Raw genomic sequence first — 17993 nt, 5'->3', positions numbered from 1 at the left:
CCGACGCGAGAGGAGGATCATCCGCGATGGGACTGTTCAAAGACACCCCGCCCCGCGAACATCCGGAGTTCACCCAGCTACGGTTCATGGCCGCCGGTACACCCTCGTGGTGGAAGCGCAACCGCCACAAGGTGGTTGGCACTGCCGGCCTGCTGATCGGCTTCTGGCTGGCCGGACACCACGACACCGCCGCACCCGCAGTACCCGCGACACCCGCCGCTCCGGCGGCGCCCGCCGCGGGCTCCTGCACCCCGACCGGCCGCTGACCACGGCCGGCGGACGACGAGACGCGTAGGCCCTCGGCGCCGCCCGTGACGACAACGGGCGGCGCCGAGGGCCGAGTTCACTCACCGCCGGGCACGGGCCGACGTCCAGGGCGGACGCCGCCGGCTTCGGCAGTCGCCGACCCGTAGGTCACTTGCCGCCGTGCAGGGCGGCCAGCGTGGCCTGGAACGCGGCGCCCGAGTTGCGCGGACGGTTGTACGGCAGCTTGCCGAGCATCGCGCCCATCGCGCAGCTGTTGGTGGCCGCCGAGAACAGCAGGCCCGCGCCCACCGCGGCCGACACCCAGCGCACGCCCGGCACGGCCAGGTCGATCACCACGCCGGCCAGCACCAGCGAACCCGCGACCATCCGGACCTGGCGGTCCATCGCCCAGCGGACCTTCTCGCCCGGCACCTTGTCCAGCTGCTTGCCGTCGGCGGCCCAGGCCGCGGTGCCGCCGGAGATCAGCAGCGCCTGGATGCCGGCGGCGGACAGCTGCTCGCACGCGTTGCCGGCTCGGGCGCCCGAGGCGCAGGTGATCGCCAGCTCGCCGCGCTCGGCGGCGGCGCGCAGCGCGGGCAGCGCCTGCGACAGCTGGTCGAGCGGCACGTTGTGGGCACCGGGAATGTGGCCGCCGGCGAACTCGCCGGGCGACCGCACGTCGATGACGGTCAGCTGCTGAAGCCTGGGCTGGAGCTGGTCGACGGTCAGGGGCGTGGTCATGTGGTGTGGGGCCTTTCGGGCAGGAGTGACCCGGCGTGCGGATCGCCGCCGGGCGGGGGAGTGGAACGGTACCGGAGAACGCAGGTGGGACTGCGAGGGCTCCGGCAGGTGGCGCGGGCCGGTCAGAGCACCGCGTCCACCAGCATCAGGGCGGCCACCGCGAGCAGCGCGGTCGCGAAGATCCGCTGCAGGGTGCGGCCGGACAGCTTCGACGCCAGCCGCTTGCCGTCCCACGCGCCGAGGATCGCCGCGGCTGCGAACGGGCCGACCACCGCCCACGGGATGTCGGCGGCACCGCCGAGCCGGGGCAGCAGCGCGGACAGCGAGTTGAGGGTGATCACCAGCAGGCTGGTGCCGATCGCGTCCGCCATCGAGAACGCCAGGAAGGACACCAGCGCGGGCACCGCGAGGAACCCGCCGCCGACGCCCAGCACGCCGGTCGCCGCACCCAGGCCGGCACCCGCCAGCGCGGAGCGGCGCGCGGACGCGGGAACGGGAGCGGAGGTGGCGTCGGTCTCGGTGTCGGACTCGGGCTGCCGGGCGTGCTCGGCGGGCAACGGGAAAGCGTTTTCCGTTTCCGGTTCGGCTCCCGTTTCCGTCCCCGGCTCCGCTTCCGTGCCGTGCACGGACGTCCCGTCGGGGAGCGCGAGCGCCCGGGCGCGGTCCGGCGCCGATGCCCGGCTCTGGGCCGGAATCGACGCCTGCGCGGCGGCTGCGCGGGGGGCGGTCTTGCGTCCGGCGGACAGCATCCGCCAGGCAGCCAGGCCGGCGAGCAGGGCGAACGCGGCGGTCAGCGCCGGCCCGGGAAGGTGCCGGGAGAGCGCGCCGCCGAGGGCGGCGAACGGGAGTCCGGCGGCGCCGAACAGCAGGCCGCTGCGCCAGCGGACGCGGCCGGCCCGGGCGTGCGCGACCAGTCCGGTGAGGGAGGTCACGGCGACGATCAGCAGGCTGGCGGTGGTCGCGGTGCCGGGCGTCAGCCCGAGCAGGTAGATCAGCGCGGGTACGGCCAGCATGCTGCCGCCGCCGCCGAGCCCGCCGAGGGCCAGCCCGACCACCGCACCGGCGATCAGGGCAAGGATGACGGCGGTCATATCGCGGCGCCGCAGGAACACTCGCCCTGGTGGGACGGCAGCCCCGCCTGCAGCCAGGCGATCATCCCGCCGACCACGTTCACCGTCCGGATGCCGCGTGCGTTCAGCAGGTCGGTGGCGACCTTCGAGCGGTTCCCGGAGCGGCAGAGAGCGAGCACCGGCGGGCCGTCGGTGCCGGCCGCCGGGCCGCCGTCGAAGCCGGGGAAGGCGCTTATGTTGCCGAGCGGGACGAGGACCGCGCCGGGCGCGTGCACCTCGGCGTACTCCGCGGGCTCGCGGACGTCCAAGAGCAGCGCCTCGCCGGCGGCGGCCAGACGGTGCGCCTCGGCGGGGTCGATCTGCGCGGGAGCGGGCGGCTGGTGGGACAGGGCCACGGGGTCCTCCTGGGCGGTGATGAGGGTGGTGCGTGTGGACTGCGCACACGGGTCCGGCGGTACTTCGCGGCGGCGAACCGCCCCGAGGACGATACCGGAGGGGGTATATCGTTGGAACCGAGCATATACCCCCACCCGTATTGGCCGGCATCCGCTACAGTCGGGAACTGCCTGCAATAATACCCATGGGGGTATCGGCGGGCCTCGGGTCCGAGGCGGCGTCCCCTCAGCCTGCCCCGCCCGCACGCGGAGCCGTACCGGCGCCCGCACCTCCACCCTCCAGCCGTGACCGGCCGACGTTGCCGACGCAGAGATGAGGACATCCGTGTTCTTCGCCCAGTACTACCTCGACTGCCTCTCCCAGGCCTCGTACCTGATCGCGGACGAGACCACCGGCCGCGCCGTCGTGGTCGACCCGCGCCGCGACGTGGACGAGTACCTGGCCGAGGCCGAAGCGCGCGGCTTCACGGTCGAGGGCGTCATCAACACCCACTTCCACGCCGACTTCCTCTCCGGTCACCTCGAGCTCGCCGCCCGCACCGGCGCCTGGATCGGCTACGGCCGCCGCGCCGAGACCGAGTACTCGATCCGCAAGCTCGCCGACGGCGAGCGGATCAGCCTCGGCACGGTGGAGCTGGAGATCCTGGAGACCCCCGGCCACACCCCCGAGTCGATCAGCGTGCTGGTGCGCGAGAACGCCGACGACACCGTCCCGTACGGCGTCCTCACCGGCGACGCCCTGTTCATCGGCGACGTCGGCCGCCCCGACCTGCTGGCCTCCGCCGGCGTCAGCGCCGCCGAACTCGGGCAGATGCTGTACGACAGCGTCCAGCACAAGCTGATGGCGCTGCCCGACGAGGTCCGGGTCTACCCCGCGCACGGTGCCGGCTCGGCCTGCGGGAAGAACCTCTCCACCGAACTGCAGTCCACCATCGGCCGGCAGCGCCGCACCAACTACGCCTGCCAGCCGATGACCGAGGACGAGTTCGTGGCCATCGTCACCGCCGGCCAGCCCACCGCACCCGGCTACTTCGGCTACGACGCCGACCTCAACCGGCGCGAGCGCGAACTGTTCGACTCCGCCGCGCTCGCCGCCCCGCTGGACGCCGAGACCTTCCTCGCCCGCCGCGCCGAGGGCGCCGTCGTGGTCGACGCCCGCGACCCGCTCGACTTCGCCGCCGGGCACCTGGCCGGCGCCATCAACGTCCCCGCCGACGGCCGCTTCGCCGAACAGTCCGGCACCGTCCTCGACCCGGCGTGGCAGCTGCTCGTCGTCGCCCCCGAGGGCCGCGAGCAGGAGACCGTCACCCGACTCGCCCGGATCGGCTTCGACCGGGTCGCCGGCCACCTCGCCGACCCCGAGGCGACGTTCCGCTCCGTGCCCGAGCAGATGCGCCAGGCCGCCCGCCGCACCGTCGCCGACCTGCGCGCCGAACTCGCCGGCGACGAACCGCCGCTGGTCCTCGACGTGCGCGGCGGCTCCGAGCGCGAGGGCGGGCTGATCGCCGGCTCGATGCACCTCCCGCTGGCCGAGCTGCCCCAGCGCCTCGCCGAGATCCCGCAGGACCGCGCCGTCGTCGTCCACTGCGCCGGCGGCCACCGCTCGTCCATCGCCGCCAGCCTGCTGCGCCACCACGGCCACCCGCAGACCTCCGACCTGCTCGGCGGCTACGGCGCGTGGGAATCCGCCGCCTGACCGACCCGCATCCCCAGCACCCCGACCGGTGGGCGGGAATTCCCCGCCCACCGCCCCGGTTGATACCGGCGGGGGTATTACTCGCCCCACCCGGCGCCCGCCGGAGCAAGGCCCAGCACGAGGAGGAGACCCGATGCAGGTGGACGAGGCGGCCGTCGGCGCCGTACTGAACCGGCTGCGCCGCGCCCAGGGCCAACTGGCCGGCGTCATCGCCATGATCGAAGCCGGTCGCGACTGCAAGGACGTCGTCACCCAACTCGCCGCGGTCTCCCGCGCCCTCGACCGGGCCGGCTTCAAGATCGTCGCCAGCGGCATGCGCCAGTGCATGGCCGAGGCGGAGGAAGGCGGCGCCCCGATGAGCGAGGCGGAACTCGAGAAGCTCTTCCTCACCCTCGCCTGAGCGACGTTGTCACGGGGCCGAGTCCGGGTTGTTCCCGGGCTCGGCCCCGCGAGTCCACCACAGGCGCCACCATTCGAGGCGATCCGCGGAGTCCTGCGGGAAGACCAGGTGGAGGGCGGCCACCAGGAGCGCCGCACCCTGGCAGCCGAGAGTCGCCCACCAGGGCGCGCCGGCCACCACGCCCAGCCCGGTCGACCCGCCGACCAGCCCGATTCCGGTGGCTGCGCGGGCGAGAGACGGCTGGGGCGACGAGCGTCGCGGCATAGAATTTCCCCTCCAGGACCAGTCGGTGATCTGCCGTCTGGATCATTGCGGGCGGCAGAGCGTTGCCGCACGCGCACACCGTTGCGAGTTCTCTGCAACGGTGCGCCCGGCCCCGGTGGGAGAAACGCACGGTGGAGCAGTACGACGGCCGGCCCGAGACCGTGGTGGGCGAGTTGCTGCCACTGCCCGGCGGGCCGCGCACGATGGTCTTCCAGAAGGACCTCGACCGCGCTGCCATCGGCGAGGAGCGCTACCAACTCGCCCTCGCCCTGCGCCAACTGGCCCAGCGCCTCGGCATCTCGCTGACCCGCTACGCGGCCAGGGTGACCTGGGACCGCTCGTCGCTCTCACGCTTCTTCAGCGGACACGCAGTCCCGCCGGCCGACTTCGTCGACCAACTGATCGCCGACGGCGACCGGGCCCTCGGCGCCGAACTCGCCCCGGCAGTGTGCTCGTTGGTGCGCGGCCTGCACCGTGCGGCCCTGCAGGTCGCCAGCCCCAAGGGCGCCCGGCTGCAAGGCCTGCGCGACGAACTCGCCGACGCCGAACGGCAGAACGGGATGCTCCAGCAGGAAACCCGCCTGCTGCGCGACATGGTGATCGCGGCGAAGCAGCAGATCGAGGACCGGGACGCCAAGATCCGCGCCGTCGAAACCTCCGCCACCGCCGACCGGATCACCCACCGCGCCGAACTCGCCCAACGGTCGGAGAGTTTCGAGACCCTGCGCGAGGAACGTGACCAACTTCGCGCCGTGCTGGAGAAGCTGAGAGGCGAGCTGGCGGACACCGAATCGCGTGCGGCGGAGGCCGAGCGGCGCTGCGTCGAGCTGGAGAACCGGCTGGAGGCGGCCGAGGAGGGAGCGGGCGACGAATCGGACGGACGACTGCTGCGCGCCGACGCGGCACCGACCGCCGCAGCGTCCGCTCCGTACCGCGGCGACGACGAGGACCTCGGCGAGGTCATCGCCGAGATCCAGCGGCGTGATGTGTTGGGCAGACGAATCGTGACTGCCGTCACGCGCGCCATGGACCAGGTGGTCGACGCGGCACGGACGGGGCGGGTCCGGCTCGACCAGCTTCCCGCCGTCGAGCTCGCCTCGCTGACGGCGATCGTGGCGAACCACCTCCAACACGCGTTGAACCTTCCGGACGGACCGTCCTCGGGACTCCTCGTCGCCGGTCGGCAGGTGCGCTTCCGGTTCGCCCTGGCCCCGGCATGGACTGTCGCGCCCGACGAGTCGGACGGCCTCTTCCTGCTGGTCGAGGTCAACGAAGCGGCCGGTTGGTGGCGGATCGGGGTGGTGCGCGCCACTCCGCGGAACCTGGCCGGCCCGTCGGAGATCCACTGGCTGCACCACCGGGTCGAGCTGGGGCCGAACGTCCTGGGCTCCATGACGGCGGAGGAACGTCGTTCGATCAGCGCCGCAGGTCTGCCCAAGGATCAGCTGGGCCGGCTGTTCCGCATGGTCCAACTCCGGCCGATCGACCGACGGACCGTGCAGGCGATCGCCCGTACAGAGTCCATTGGGAGTCGAGTGCACGACGCCGCCGAGCGGCTCGCGGCGGAAGGGATCATCGTGCTGACCCCTTTCAACGAGCGCTTCCACGAGATCACTGCCGCGCTCGGTTTTCCGGTGCCGCCGCGGGGCTCTCGCCACTTCCTCGCCGCCCGACTGGTGCGCCTTCGCCCCGACCACGGCTCGGTTCCGTCGCTGGAACTGACAGGGGAACGGTGGTGCGTCGCCCGGCCGGAGGACGCCGTGGAGGCACTTCCGCCGGGCCGCCACCCCCGGTGACCTACGCGAGGGTGAGGAAGAGCTTCTCGAGTTCGGCCTCGGTCATCGGGGGAGTGTTCTCGTCGGCGGTGGCGAGGCACTGACGCATGCCGCTGGCCAGGATCTTGAAGCCGGCCCGGTCGAGGGCGCGGGAGACGGCGGCGAGTTGGGTGACAACGTCCTTGCAGTCTCGGCCGGCCTCGATCATGGCGATCACACCGGTCAGTTGGCCCTGGGCTCGGCGCAGCCGGTTCAGCACCGCGCCGACGGCCTCCTCGTCCACCTGCATGGAGCACTCCTCGCCTTCTCTGAACTCGCCCGATCATACGGGAGCCGTACGGTCGTACCTGCCGCCGCCGTTTCGCGGTCAGTGCGCGACGTCCGCGCGGGGGCGCGGAGCGGGGACGCGGACGGGCTGCTCCGTCGGGTGGGTGATAGTGGACGGGTAACGGTGGCGGTCGACCACGCGCTGGGTGGCGGCGGCCAGGTGGCGACGCCCGGGGAAGAGCGCGGGCGGCAATTGCGGCAGGAACTCGACCTCGCCGACCAGGCCGCGCACCGAGACCACCCGCCACAGCGACGGCAGCAGCCCGTCGTCGCCGACGAACGCCGGTGCGGTGGTCGGGGCGCCGCCCGCCCGGTAGCGCAACGTGAGCGGCTGGACGGGGACGTCGGCGCGCACCGCCGCCTCGAACAGGGCGGGACGGAAACGGCCGCCGCCGCGTCCGCACCAGGTGGAGCCCTCGGGGAAGACCACCACCCGCTCGCCCCGGCGCAGCGCCGACGCGATCTGCTCGACCGTGTCGGGGAGAGCACGCAAGCGGTCGCGGTCGATGAAGATGGTGCCGCCCCAGGAAGTGAGCGGGCCGAGCACCGGCCAGCGGCCGACCTCGGTCTTGGCGAGCATGCGGCCGGGGCGGACGGCGGCGACCAGCAGGATGTCCAGCCACGAGACGTGGTTGGCGACCAGCAGCGAACCGCCGACCTGCCTGCCCGGCAAGGCAGTTGGACGCACCCGCACGCCCAGCGCCGCCAGCAGGAGCCGCGCCCAGCAGCGCACCAGACGCTCGGCCGGTAGCCACCGGACCACCCGCACCACCGGCGTCGCCGCGACGCCCACCAGCAGCACCGCCAGGCACGCGGCGACCCGCAGCACCCGGCGGGCCGCACCCACCCGGCGCCCGGCGACCGTCACGCAGTCACCGGGCGTGCACGGCGCGATCGGCAGCCAGGCACTCATGCCGCCGTCGCCGCCTCGTTCGAAGTGCCGCGGCTCTCGCGGGAGTTGATGGCGGAGACCGGCAGGTCGGCCGCCGCGGCCAGGAAGTGGCGCAGGTAGCGCGGGTCGGTGCGCTCCAGGGACAGCAGCACGTACAGGTCCGCCACGTTGAAGTCCGGGTCGTACGCGGGCTCCCCGCACACCCACGCACCGAGGCGAAGGTAGCCGCGCAGCAGCGCCGGGATCGGCGTCCGCCCCTGCCGGGCCACGCCGTCCGCCGACCACCGGCGCAACGGGGAGACCCGATACTCCTGCGGCGCAAGGTACTTGGCCGACACCGCGTCCCAGACCCCCGCCGCCGTCGTCCCGCCGTCCGACAGCGGGATCGAGCAGCAGCCGGCCAGCCACGCGTTGCCGGTGGCCGTCATGTAGCGGGCGATGCCGCCCCACATCAGGTTGATCACCGCGCCGTTGCCCCGGTGCGCCTCGGCGATGCAGGAACGGCCGACCTCCACCAGCCCGTCCCGCAGGCCGCCGAGCCGGCCGAGGTCGAACTCGGTGTCCGAGTACAACCGGCCCGCGCGGCGCGCCTGTTCGGGACGCAGCAGCCGGTAGGTGCCGACCACCTCGCCGCTCGGCTGCTCGCGCACCAGCAGGTGGTCGCAGAACTCGTCGAACGGGTCCGCGTCCAGGCCGGGAAGCGTCGAGTTCAGCACCGCCCCCATCTCCTTCGCGAACACCTGGTGACGCAGCCGCTGCGCGGCCCGCACGTCCGCCTCGGTGCGGGCAAACACCAGTTGGTAGGAGGCCTGTTGGCCGGCCGCACCGGCCGCACCGGCCGCACCGGGCGTGTGGGCCGAAGGGGACTGGACGGGACGGACGGGGGCGGTGGTCATGGCGGACACTCCGGGGTCTCGGGGCGCGATACGGTGGCGACGGAACAGCACGGGACGACACGCGACGACACGACGCCCACGCCCGGTCCGCCGGTCGGGCGGCGCCGGTCACGAGCGGCATGGGTATGTCTCCCCGACCCGACTGGCCCTCAGATGGACGCCCGACGGAGAACAGATGTGCACATGCTGAATGACCGGTTCGGCAACCGGAGTTCAGCAGTTCGCGGCCCGGACGGGCGTGTTCGGCGGCCTGGGCGGGCGTGTTCGCCGGCCCCGACGGGCATGTTCGCCGGCCTGGACGGCACCCCCCGATCCGGACGTTCCGCGGCCATCTGCCGGACGCGGACCCGTCGCCCGGCCGCCACCGCGCTCTGCCACCGTTCCCGACATGCCGAACACGGGCGCGAACGCCTACCCGGGCCGGTACCGGTGGCTCGGACTCCTCGGTTCGCTCGCCCTCGCCGCCGGCGCCCTCACCGCAGGCTCTCGACCCGCCGCCGACACCGGCCCCACCCTGCGCGCCTCCGGCGGCGCCGGCACCGCGCTGGTCTTCGCCGGACTCGCCGTCCTGACCGCCGCCTGGCTGCTCGTCGGACGCCCCGGAGAAGGCCAACCACCCCCCGGCACACGATGGTTGACCGCCACCCTGGCCTGGTGGGCCGCCCCGCTGCTGCTCGTGCCGCCACTGTTCAGCCGAGACGCCTACAGCTACCTCGCCCAAGGTGCCATGCTCGCCCAGGGGCTGGACGTCTACACGCACGGCCCCGCCGACCTCGGCGGACCAACTGCCGCACAGATACCCCAAGTCTGGCAACACACCCCCGCCCCCTACGGCCCCGCCTTCCTGTTGCTGGCCCGCGCCACCGCCCCGCTCGCCGAACACCCCTGGGCCGGAACGCTGCTGCTGCGCCTGGCCGCCGTACTCGCCGTCGCCGCACTTGCCGCCCTGCTGCCCGCCCTCGCCCGCACCCTCGGCACCGACCCCGCCACCGCGCTGCGCCTCGGCGCGCTCAACCCGCTGGTGCTGCTCCACCTGATCGGCGGCGCGCACAACGACGCCCCGGCGCTCGCCCTGCTGCTCGGCGGCCTGCTCGCCGCCACCCGGGGGCGGGGTCTGCTCGCCGCAGCGCTGGTGACCTCGGCGGCGCTGGTGAAGGCTCCGGCCGTGCTCGCGCTGCCCGTGGTGTGTGCGCTGGTCGCCGCCGCCGTCGCCGGTCGCGGAAGGCGGAAGCAACTGGCCGCAGCGGCAAGGGTGTTGTGCGCAGCGGGCGTCACCGTTCTCGCCGTGACCGCTGCGGCCGGCACCGGGTACGGGTGGGTCGCCGCGCTCACCACCTCCGCCACCGGCACCAGTTGGTCGCTCAGCACCAGTCTCGGTCGGTTCGCCGCCGAGGTCACCGGCGTGGGGCCGGACGGTGCGGTCGCCGCCGCCCGGCTGGTCGGGCTGGCGCTCGCGGCGGTCGCAATCGCCCTACTGGCGCGACGAGTTGTCCGCAGCGAGGCCGAACCCGTGGCCGCGCTGGCGGCCGCGTTCGCGGCGCTGGTCGCCCTCGGGCCGGCCTTCCGGCCCTGGTACGCGCTGTGGGCGGTCCTGCCTGCCGCGTTCGCCGTGCGCACGCCGGGCGTCCGCCGGGGCGTCGAACTCGCCTGTGCGGTCCTGGCGTTCACGTTGATGCCGGACGGTTTCAGCCCGGACGGCGCGGAACTGGTGCTCGCCGTCGGCGGGTTTGCGATCGGGGCCGTCGCCGTGCTGGCCGCCGAACGCGGGATGCCGTTCCGGGAGAGGCAGTTGGCGTGCTGACCCGGGGGACGACCGCCGCCCGGATCACGGTTCTTGTCGGGGCGGTGCTCGTGACCGCGCTCGTCCTGGCCGTCATCCCCGGGCATCGCGGCTGGTTCGACATCGGCGTGTACTACGGCACCGTGCGGCACTGGTTCGACACCGGCCGGCTCTACGACTACGTCCGCCCCGGCACCGCCTACGGGTTCACCTACCCGCCGTTCGCCGCGCTCTGCATGCTGCCGATGCGCCTGTTCGGCTGGCACCCGGCGATCGCGGTCGGCGTCACGCTGTCCGCCGCCGCCACCGCCCTGCTGCTGTACTGGCTGATCGACCCGATCGCCCGCCGGTACGGCTGGTGCCGCTGGTACGCGTTCGGGCTGGCGGCCTGCCTGTGCGCCCTCACCAACCCGGTGCGGGACACCTTCAGCTTCGGCCAGGTCAACCTGCTGCTGGTCGCCCTGGTCTTCGCGGACCGCCGACTCGCCGACAGCCGCTGGACGTTCCTGGCCGGCGTCGGCACCGGGCTGGCCGCCGCGATCAAACTCACGCCCGCGCTGTTCATCGTCCACCTGCTGATCACCCGGCAGTGGCGCGCCGCCGGCACCGCCGCCGCCACCGCGCTGGGGGCCACCGGACTCGGCTTCCTGATCGGCCCCGAGGTCTCACGGCAGTTCTGGGCCGCCACCCTCTGGGACACCGACCGGGTCGGCGGCTTCGCCAACATGTCCAACCAGTCCCTGCAAGGCCTCATCGCCCGCCTCGGGCCCCAACTCCCGGGCCGGGCCCTGTGGGTGGCCGCCTCGCTCGCCGTCCTCGTGATCTGGACCCACCGGCTGCGCCACGCCGCCCGGGCCCGCGACAGCCTCGCCGCCTACAGTCTCACCGGGCTCGCCTGCTGCCTGGTCAGCCCGATCACCTGGGTGCACCACCTGGTGTGGGCGCTGCCCGCACTCGTCGTCCTCGCCGAGGCCGCCCTGCGCGAACGCCGCCGGGGAGTGCTCGCCGTCAGCTGGCTGCTCCAACTCGTCATCTCCAGCGGCATGGTGTGGCTCTGGCGACCCGACGGACGCACCCCCGGCACACTGTTCGGCGGCAGTGCCTACGTCCTGGTGACCTTCGCCCTGCTGGTCGCCATGCCGATCCGCCACCGTCCCGACGACGGCCCGGCTCCCGCCGTGACGCCCCCGGGCCGCAACGCCCGGCCGGGCACCGCGAAGCCGGGCACCGAGAACCCCGGCACCGCGAAGCCGGGCGGTCCCGGGCGTCCCCGCAAGCGCCCGGCCGCCGTCGGCTGAGCGGGCTCGCGCGGGTGCAAGGGGCGCGTCGATATGCGGTGGACCCCGGCGGCGCCCACTGCCACAGTGGGCGGCATGATCACGTCGGAGCCGCCGAACGCCCCGGAGCCGCCGTTCGTCCCGGGGCTTGAACTCGCCGCAGCACTGTACGAGGACGCCGTCCGACCCCAGTTGGAAAGCGCTTACCCGTTGCTTCGGTACGCCGCCGCGCGGATCGGGCCGGGCTCCGAGGTGCTCGGCTTCGACACCGCCCGGTCCGCCGACCACGACTGGGGGCCGCGACTCCAGCTCTTCCTCACTCCCGAGGACGCCGAACGGCACGGCGGGGCCATCACCGCGCTGCTCGCGGAACGGCTTCCCCGGCAGGTTCACGGCTGGTCCACCCACTTCCGGCGCACCGGCGACCCGCACAATCCGGTCAGCCACCTCGAACCTGCCACCGGCGTCACCGTCGACCACCGCGTCACCGTCCACCACCTGCCCGGCTGGCTCACCGAGCGTTTCGGCCCCCGCGCCGCCGCCTGGATCGACACCGACCCCACCACCGCCGACTGGCTGGCCCTCCCGCAACAGCGGCTCGCCGAACTGGTCGCCGGCACTGTCCTGCGAGACGACCACGGCACTCTCACCGCCGTCCGTCGACGCCTCCACTGGTATCCCGACCAGCTGTGGCGGCACCTGATGGCCTGCCAGTGGCAACGCATCGCCCAGGAGGAGGCGTTCGTCGGCCGTTGCGCGGAGACCGGCGACGAACTCGGGGCCGCCGTCGTCGCCGCCCGCCTGGCGCGCGACCTGATGCGGCTCACCCTGCTGCAACACCGCACGTACGCGCCCTACGGCAAGTGGTTGGGCCGGGCGTTCGCCCGCCTGCCCGCCGACCCCGTCCTCGGGCCCGCGCTGCGGGCCGCGCTCGCCGCCACCGACCCCGACACGCGCGAACGGCGGCTGTGCGACGCCTACGAGGCGGCCGCCCGCGCCCACAACGCGCTGGGGCTCACCGAGCCGCTCGATCCGGCCCGTCGGTGGTACCACGGCCGCCCCTATCAGGTGCTGCACGCGGAGCGGTTCGCCCAGGCCCTGCAAGGCACCGTCACCGACCCCGAGCTGCGCGGCCTCCCGCTGACCGGGGCCGTCGACCAGTGGGCCGACAGCACCGACCTGCTCGCCCACCCCGCGGCCGTCCGGGCGGCCGTCGACGTCCTGAGCGGGTCCGGTGGGGTTCAGGACGGGCGGGAGGCGCGCAGCGAGTAGACCAGGGGGACGCGGGGGCCGGGCGGCAGGAGGAAGTGGCCGTGCGCGTGTTCGTGGAGGAACTCCAGACGCAGCCCGGCGGCCGTCAGCGCGCTGACCACCTCGCCGACGCCGTGCCGCCACTGCACGGTGCGGGTGGCCGACATGCGCGCCGCCCGGTCGGCATAGCTGCCCGGCGTGTCCAGGACGGCCGGCGCGAGGTCGAAGTAGTCCTCCACCAGGGTGCGGCCGTCGTCCGCGACGAGTTCCGCGAACGGATGGAACTCCGCCAGGTACACGAACCCGCCCGGGCGGACCAGCGCCGCCACCGTCCGCGCCCAACGGGCAACGTCCGGCAGCCAGTTCAGCGCCCCCATGCCGGTGTACACCACGTCGAAGGTCTCGCCGTCGAGCGCCTCCACCGCGCCGTACACGTCGGCGGCGACGAAGCGCGCCGAGGCCGCCCCGATCCGCTCCGCCAGCTACGCGGCCTCCACCAGCGCCGGTTCGGAGAAGTCCAGCCCCGTCACCAGCGCGCCGCGCCGCGCCCACGAAAGGGTGTCCAGGCCGATGTGGCACTGCAGATGCAGCAAGCGCTTTCCCGTCACGTCGCCGACCTCCGCGAGCTCGAAGTCCCGCAGGACCTCCGCGCCGGCCTCGAACGCCGGCACGTCGTAGAACGCCCCTCCGACATGGACCGGCACCCGCTCGTCCCAGTTCGCGCGGTTGGCCGCCGCCCAGTCCGTCCAGTCGGCGGGAGGGAGTGAGTCGGGCCAGGCGTCGTCAGAGAAAGTGGACATGGCGATGCAGCCTTCCGGGTCGACGTGTGCTGGTCAACGGATTATCGGACGGTGCGTCACGGTCGGCGGTCGGCGGGCAGGAGGCGTTCCGCAGGATGTCGCCCGCCCGGCCGAGGGTTGCTGGTGGCGCCGGCCTGTCGTGAGCGTCGAACGGTGGTGCTCGAGGGGGAGGCGGAGCGGACGACATGGCGACGATCGAGGTTCCGGGGCTCGAGCCCGGGGAACCGGCACCGTCGAGCCAGGGCCGGCACAACCCCGCCCGCCAGCTGCTGACCGTCGAGCGCGGCTGGGTCGGGTTCGGTCGGGCTCGGTCGGGCTCGGTCGGGTGGACGCGGCGGCCTTCCGCATCGGGAGGACCGACTTCACGCTGAGCCAGGACCCCGATGCGCGGGTCACGTACACACTGGTCGGTGTGGACCGCAGTGTGGACGACGTGGACGCGGCACTCGAGCTCCTGCTCGACACCCTCGGCATCGGCCACGAGGCACTGGCGTTCCGCGGGACGGTCGAGACCGGCTTCGAGAACTGCAATGGCTGGACCGGCGAACAACCCACGAGCGGTGGCCGCGACACGAGGTCGGCTCGTGCGACGTCCGGGGCACGCCGGTCGGGGCCGGACGCGGCGCGCCGCTGTCGGGACTGTCCGTCGGACCGGCGGCCTGACGCCGACGGGACCGTCCGGCGTCCGGCGGACGGTCAGGTGTGCGACGCCGACCAGCGTGCCGCCAGCACGGCGCCCGCCCGGTGCAGCCAGCGGGCCGGCTCGGTGCGGGCCGCGGACGACGAACCCGCCAGTGAGGAGAGGGTGAGTACCCCGGCGGCCGCCGACTCGCCGGCCACCACGGTCGACGGGACGCCCGCCGCCTCGGCCAGGCGCACCACCTCGCCGACGGCCTTCCCCTGGAGGCTGGTCGCGTCGTAGCGGCCCTCGCCGGTGATCAGCAGATCGGACGCTTCCAACAGGCCTGGCAGGCCGAGGAGTTGGGCCACCGCCGGGGCGCCCGGGTCGACCACCGCGCCCCAGCCCGCGAGCAGCCCGTAGCCCGTGCCGCCCGCCGCGCCCGCGCCCGGATGCGACGGGTCGCCGCCCATCAGCTCGGCCAGCCGCGTCAATCTTCTCTCCAACAGCGGAAGTTCGCGCTCGCCGGCGCCCTTCTGCGGCCCGTACACCGCCGCCGCGCCGCGCGCGCCGAGCAGCGGGTTGGTCACGTCGGTGAGCAGCACCACCCCGCCGGGCGGGGCGAAGCGGATCCGGGAACGGTCGAAGGAGGCCGCAGCGTCGAGTGCAGCGTCTAGATCTGACGCCGCGTCAAGAATGGTGCGGCCGGAGCCGTCCAGTAGTCGGGCGCCGAGTGCGGACAGCAGGCCGAAGCCGCCGTCGGTGGACGCCGAACCGCCGAGGCCGATCAGCAGCCGGGTCGCACCGGCGTCCAGCGCGGCGGCGACGGTCTCGCCGGTGCCCCGGGTGGTGGCGGTCAGCGGGCGCAACTCGCCGCCCAGCAACGGGAGTCCACTGGCCACGGCCAGCTCGACCACGGCCGTGCCGTCCGGCAGCAACGCGAACTGCCCGCGCACCGGACGGCCGTCCGGGCCGGTCACGTCCGGGACGTCGACCAGCCGGGCGCCCGGACTGGCGGAGGCGACGGCCGACAACGTCCCCTCGCCGCCGTCCGCCATCGGCACGCACCGCACCTCGTCCGCCGACCGCACCGAACGCCAGCCCGAGGCCAGCGCCTCGGCAGCGTCCGCCGCGTCGATCGTCCCCTTGAACGAATCCGGCGCCACGACGATCCGCATCCGCCCACCTCCGACTCTCTCGATCCCGACACCGGTCCCACCAGCCAACCGGAGCACAACCCGCGCCCACCACCACGACACGACGCGACGCGCTGCGACACGAAGCGACGCGCTGGGACACGACACGGCGTGCTGCGACACAACACGGCGTGCTGCGACACGAAGCGACGCGACGCGACAGGGCGAGCCGGCCGCGAGTACCGGCCGACCCGCCCGCGCGTCCGCCCGAAGGGGCCTCAGCCTCGCACGATGTGCGTGCGGTGCCGCTCCTTCAGGGTGGCGAGGGTCTGCTCGCCCGGGGTGTTCCACACCTTCTCGTTGAACAGCTCGACCTCGATCCAGCCGTCCCAGCCGGCGGAGGCCACCCGGTCGGTCAGCCAGCCGAAGTCGATGTGGCCGTCGCCGACGTGGCCCCGACCCAGCAGCGCGTCCGACGGAAGCGGCAGCGTCCAGTCGCACACCTGGTACGAGGCGATCCGGTTGCCCGCCCCCGCCCGTGCGATCTGCTGCTCCAACTCCGGGTCCCACCAAACGTGGTAGCTGTCCACCACGACACCGACCTGCTCGGCCGGGTGGGCCTCGGCCAGGTCCAGCGCCTGGCCGAGGGTGGAGACCACCGCGCGGTCCGCGCAGAACATCGGGTGCAGCGGCTCGATCGCCAGCCGGACCCCGAAGTCGCCCGCGTGCGGGGCGAGTTCACCGATCATTTCGGCGACCTGGCGGCGCGCCCCGACCAGGTCACGGCTGCCCGACGGCAGACCGCCCACGACCAACACCAGGGTGTCGGTGCCGAGTTCGGCCGCCTCCTCGATCGCCGCCAGATTGTCCGCGAACGCCGCCCGACGGGCCTCCTCGTCGCCCGCCGTCAGGAACCCGCCCCGGCACAGGCTGCTCACCGCGAGACCCGCGTCCCGGCACAGCCGCGCCGCCCGGGCCAGACCCGCCTCGGCGACCCTGTCCCGCCAGAGGCCGATCGCCGGGATGCCGGCGTCCACGCAGCCGTGCACCGCCTCCTCCAACGTCCAGCCCCTGGTGGTGATCTGGTTCAGCGACAGCCGCTCGCACCCCTCGGCCGCCTTCAGCGCCGCCCCGCTCATGCCCGCACTCCCGCCAGCGCCAGGAACTCCCGCATCCGACCGGCCGCCAACTCCGGATCGCCCAACACCCCGGCCGCATCGGCCAGTCGGAACAACTCCACCAGGTGGCTCACCGAACGGCCGCTCTGCGCACCCGCCACCATGGTGAAGTGGTCCTGGTGCCCGCACAGCCACGCCAGGAAGACGATGCCGGTCTTGTAGTGGAACGTCGGCGCCGCGAACAGGTGCCGGGCCAGCGGTACCGTCGGTCCGAACAGCTCGTCGTAGCGCGCCAGTTCACCCGCGTCCAACGCCTGCAGCGCCGCCGTCGCGACCTCCGCGATCGGGTCGAACACGCCCAGCAGCGCGTCACTGTGACCGACCTCGTCACCCCGCACCAGCTCCGGGTAGTTGAAGTCGTCACCCGTGTACATCCGCACCCCGGGCGGCAGTTCACGCCGCAGCGCGATCTCCCGGCCCGCGTCCAGCAGCGACACCTTGATGCCGTCGATCCGCCCCGGGTGGCTGCGGATCAGCTCCAGCACCGTCTGCGCGGCCTCGTCCAGATCCGCCGAACCCCAGTAGCCCGCCAGCGCCGGGTCGAACATCTCACCCAACCAGTGTAGAATCACCGGCCGTTCGGCCTGCTCGACCAGCTTCCCGTACACCGACAGGTAGTCCTCCGGACCGCGCGCCGACGCCGCCAGCGCCCGGCTCGCCATCAGGATCGGCTGCGCACCTGCCGCCTCGACCACCGCGAGCTGCTCCTCGTACGCCGCCGACACCTCGGCCAACGAGACTTTCACGGAGGCCAGTTGGTCCGTTCCCGCGCCGCACGCCAGTCGGCCGCCGACGGACTTCGCCGCCGCACCCGAACGGGCGATCAGCTCCTGGGTCGCGGCCCAGTCCAGGCCCATGCCGCGCTGCGCGGTGTCCATCGCATCGGCGACGCCGAGGCCCAACTCCCAGAGCCGGTGCCGGAACTTGAGCGTGCCCTCCCAGTCCACGGCGGCAGGCGCACCGGGCGCGTTCCCGCCCAGCGGATCGGCCACCACATGGGCGGCCGCGAACGCCACCCGCGACGAGGCCGGCCCCGACGGGGCGGCGAGCGCCACGGGCTCGCGCAACTGGTACCGGCCGATGCCGGGCAGATCGAGATGAGTCATGGTGTCAGGCCTTGGGATCGGCCGATCGCGAGGATCGGCAGGAGGGGAGAGGGGAGGAGGTGCGCAACCTTGGACGGGTCGGACGGGTCGGACGGGTCGGACGGGCGGCGGAGCCGGGTGCCGACTCGCGCCGCCTGTCCGTCC

The 17993-nt window shown here is 73.7% G+C and carries 17 protein-coding genes and 1 pseudogene; 7 read left to right on the top strand and 11 right to left on the bottom strand.

Annotated elements, in window-relative coordinates:
* Positions 1-26 precede the first annotated feature (26 nt).
* The gene (locus AMK19_RS04885) at positions 27-266 is read left to right on the top strand and encodes a hypothetical protein (protein WP_073808450.1); all 240 of its coding nucleotides are present in this window, start codon (positions 27-29) and stop codon (positions 264-266) included.
* 148 nt (positions 267-414) lie between these two features.
* Here AMK19_RS04885 and AMK19_RS04880 read toward each other — a convergent pair whose 3' ends face one another.
* The 3 genes from AMK19_RS04880 to AMK19_RS04870 all read right to left on the bottom strand — a co-directional run bounded on the left by AMK19_RS04880 (position 415) and on the right by AMK19_RS04870 (position 2452).
* The gene (locus AMK19_RS04880) at positions 415-987 is read right to left on the bottom strand and encodes a rhodanese-like domain-containing protein (RefSeq protein ID WP_073808449.1); all 573 of its coding nucleotides are present in this window, start codon (positions 985-987) and stop codon (positions 415-417) included.
* 122 nt (positions 988-1109) lie between these two features.
* Complete coding sequence (locus tag AMK19_RS04875; protein WP_073808447.1) at positions 1110-2078, bottom strand: sulfite exporter TauE/SafE family protein; 969 nt, start codon at positions 2076-2078, stop codon at positions 1110-1112.
* Entirely contained in the window at positions 2075-2452 is a 378-nt protein-coding gene (locus AMK19_RS04870; protein WP_073808446.1) for a rhodanese-like domain-containing protein, read from the bottom strand. The genes AMK19_RS04875 and AMK19_RS04870 overlap by 4 nt, the downstream gene beginning before the upstream one ends.
* A 325-nt stretch (positions 2453-2777) precedes the next feature.
* Here AMK19_RS04870 and AMK19_RS04865 point away from each other — a divergent pair, with 325 nt between their 5' ends.
* Both AMK19_RS04865 and AMK19_RS04860 read left to right on the top strand, forming a co-directional pair.
* Entirely contained in the window at positions 2778-4148 is a 1371-nt protein-coding gene (locus AMK19_RS04865) for an MBL fold metallo-hydrolase (protein ID WP_073808444.1), read from the top strand.
* Between the two features lie 133 nt (positions 4149-4281).
* Positions 4282-4548, top strand: a complete 267-nt coding sequence (locus tag AMK19_RS04860) for a metal-sensitive transcriptional regulator (protein ID WP_043911727.1) — start codon at positions 4282-4284, stop codon at positions 4546-4548.
* A gap of 9 nt (positions 4549-4557) precedes the next feature.
* On the opposite strand, the gene AMK19_RS04855 is transcribed toward AMK19_RS04860, so the two are convergent.
* Entirely contained in the window at positions 4558-4812 is a 255-nt protein-coding gene (locus AMK19_RS04855) for a hypothetical protein (RefSeq protein ID WP_073808443.1), read from the bottom strand.
* Positions 4813-4943: 131 nt separating this feature from the next.
* On the opposite strand from AMK19_RS04855, the gene AMK19_RS04850 reads away from it, so the two are divergent.
* Positions 4944-6608 carry a NaeI family type II restriction endonuclease gene (locus AMK19_RS04850; RefSeq protein WP_073808441.1) on the top strand — a complete coding sequence of 555 codons (1665 nt, stop codon included), beginning with the start codon at positions 4944-4946 and terminating at the stop codon, positions 6606-6608.
* A 1-nt stretch (position 6609) separates the two neighbouring features.
* Here the strand turns inward: AMK19_RS04850 and AMK19_RS04845 are convergent, their stop codons facing one another.
* From AMK19_RS04845 to AMK19_RS04835, 3 genes are all read right to left on the bottom strand, one after another.
* A complete protein-coding gene (locus AMK19_RS04845; protein WP_073808440.1) occupies positions 6610-6876 on the bottom strand; it encodes a metal-sensitive transcriptional regulator in 267 nt (88 codons plus the stop codon).
* Positions 6877-6954: 78 nt separating this feature from the next.
* Positions 6955-7827 (bottom strand): lysophospholipid acyltransferase family protein, encoded by an 873-nt coding sequence (locus AMK19_RS04840; protein ID WP_073808438.1) that lies wholly within the window; start codon positions 7825-7827, stop codon positions 6955-6957.
* Positions 7824-8702, bottom strand: a complete 879-nt coding sequence (locus AMK19_RS04835; RefSeq protein ID WP_083646502.1) for a GNAT family N-acetyltransferase — start codon at positions 8700-8702, stop codon at positions 7824-7826. The genes AMK19_RS04840 and AMK19_RS04835 overlap by 4 nt, the downstream gene beginning before the upstream one ends.
* Before the next feature lie 388 nt (positions 8703-9090).
* Here AMK19_RS04835 and mptB point away from each other — a divergent pair, with 388 nt between their 5' ends.
* The 3 genes from mptB to AMK19_RS04820 all read left to right on the top strand — a co-directional run bounded on the left by mptB (position 9091) and on the right by AMK19_RS04820 (position 13031).
* Positions 9091-10503, top strand: a complete 1413-nt coding sequence (mptB, locus tag AMK19_RS04830) for a polyprenol phosphomannose-dependent alpha 1,6 mannosyltransferase MptB (protein WP_073808436.1) — start codon at positions 9091-9093, stop codon at positions 10501-10503.
* 50 nt (positions 10504-10553) lie between these two features.
* Entirely contained in the window at positions 10554-11780 is a 1227-nt protein-coding gene (locus AMK19_RS04825) for a glycosyltransferase 87 family protein (protein ID WP_241844251.1), read from the top strand.
* A gap of 75 nt (positions 11781-11855) precedes the next feature.
* Positions 11856-13031 (top strand): DUF4037 domain-containing protein, encoded by a 1176-nt coding sequence (locus AMK19_RS04820; protein WP_073809475.1) that lies wholly within the window; start codon positions 11856-11858, stop codon positions 13029-13031.
* On the opposite strand, the pseudogene AMK19_RS04815 reads toward AMK19_RS04820, so the two are convergent.
* The 4 genes and pseudogenes from AMK19_RS04815 to AMK19_RS04800 form a co-directional block, all read right to left on the bottom strand.
* Positions 13001-13810: pseudogene (locus AMK19_RS04815) on the bottom strand (class I SAM-dependent methyltransferase). The gene AMK19_RS04820 and the pseudogene AMK19_RS04815 sit on opposite strands and share 31 nt — an antisense overlap.
* Before the next feature lie 696 nt (positions 13811-14506).
* Positions 14507-15607, bottom strand: a complete 1101-nt coding sequence (locus AMK19_RS04810) for a glycerate kinase (RefSeq protein WP_073808435.1) — start codon at positions 15605-15607, stop codon at positions 14507-14509.
* Between the two features lie 236 nt (positions 15608-15843).
* Positions 15844-16704: a sugar phosphate isomerase/epimerase family protein gene (locus AMK19_RS04805; RefSeq protein ID WP_073808433.1), complete on the bottom strand. Its 861-nt coding sequence runs from the start codon at positions 16702-16704 to the stop codon at positions 15844-15846.
* Complete coding sequence (locus AMK19_RS04800; RefSeq protein ID WP_073808431.1) at positions 16701-17849, bottom strand: dihydrodipicolinate synthase family protein; 1149 nt, start codon at positions 17847-17849, stop codon at positions 16701-16703. Before AMK19_RS04800 ends, AMK19_RS04805 begins: the two co-directional genes overlap by 4 nt.
* Positions 17850-17993 lie beyond the last annotated feature (144 nt).

Source organism: Kitasatospora sp. CB01950, assembly GCF_001905465.1.
In the GTDB taxonomy this organism is placed as follows: domain Bacteria; phylum Actinomycetota; class Actinomycetes; order Streptomycetales; family Streptomycetaceae; genus Kitasatospora.
Note: the sequence above shows the minus strand (reverse complement) of the source record. Positions and strands in the feature narration are given on the sequence as shown.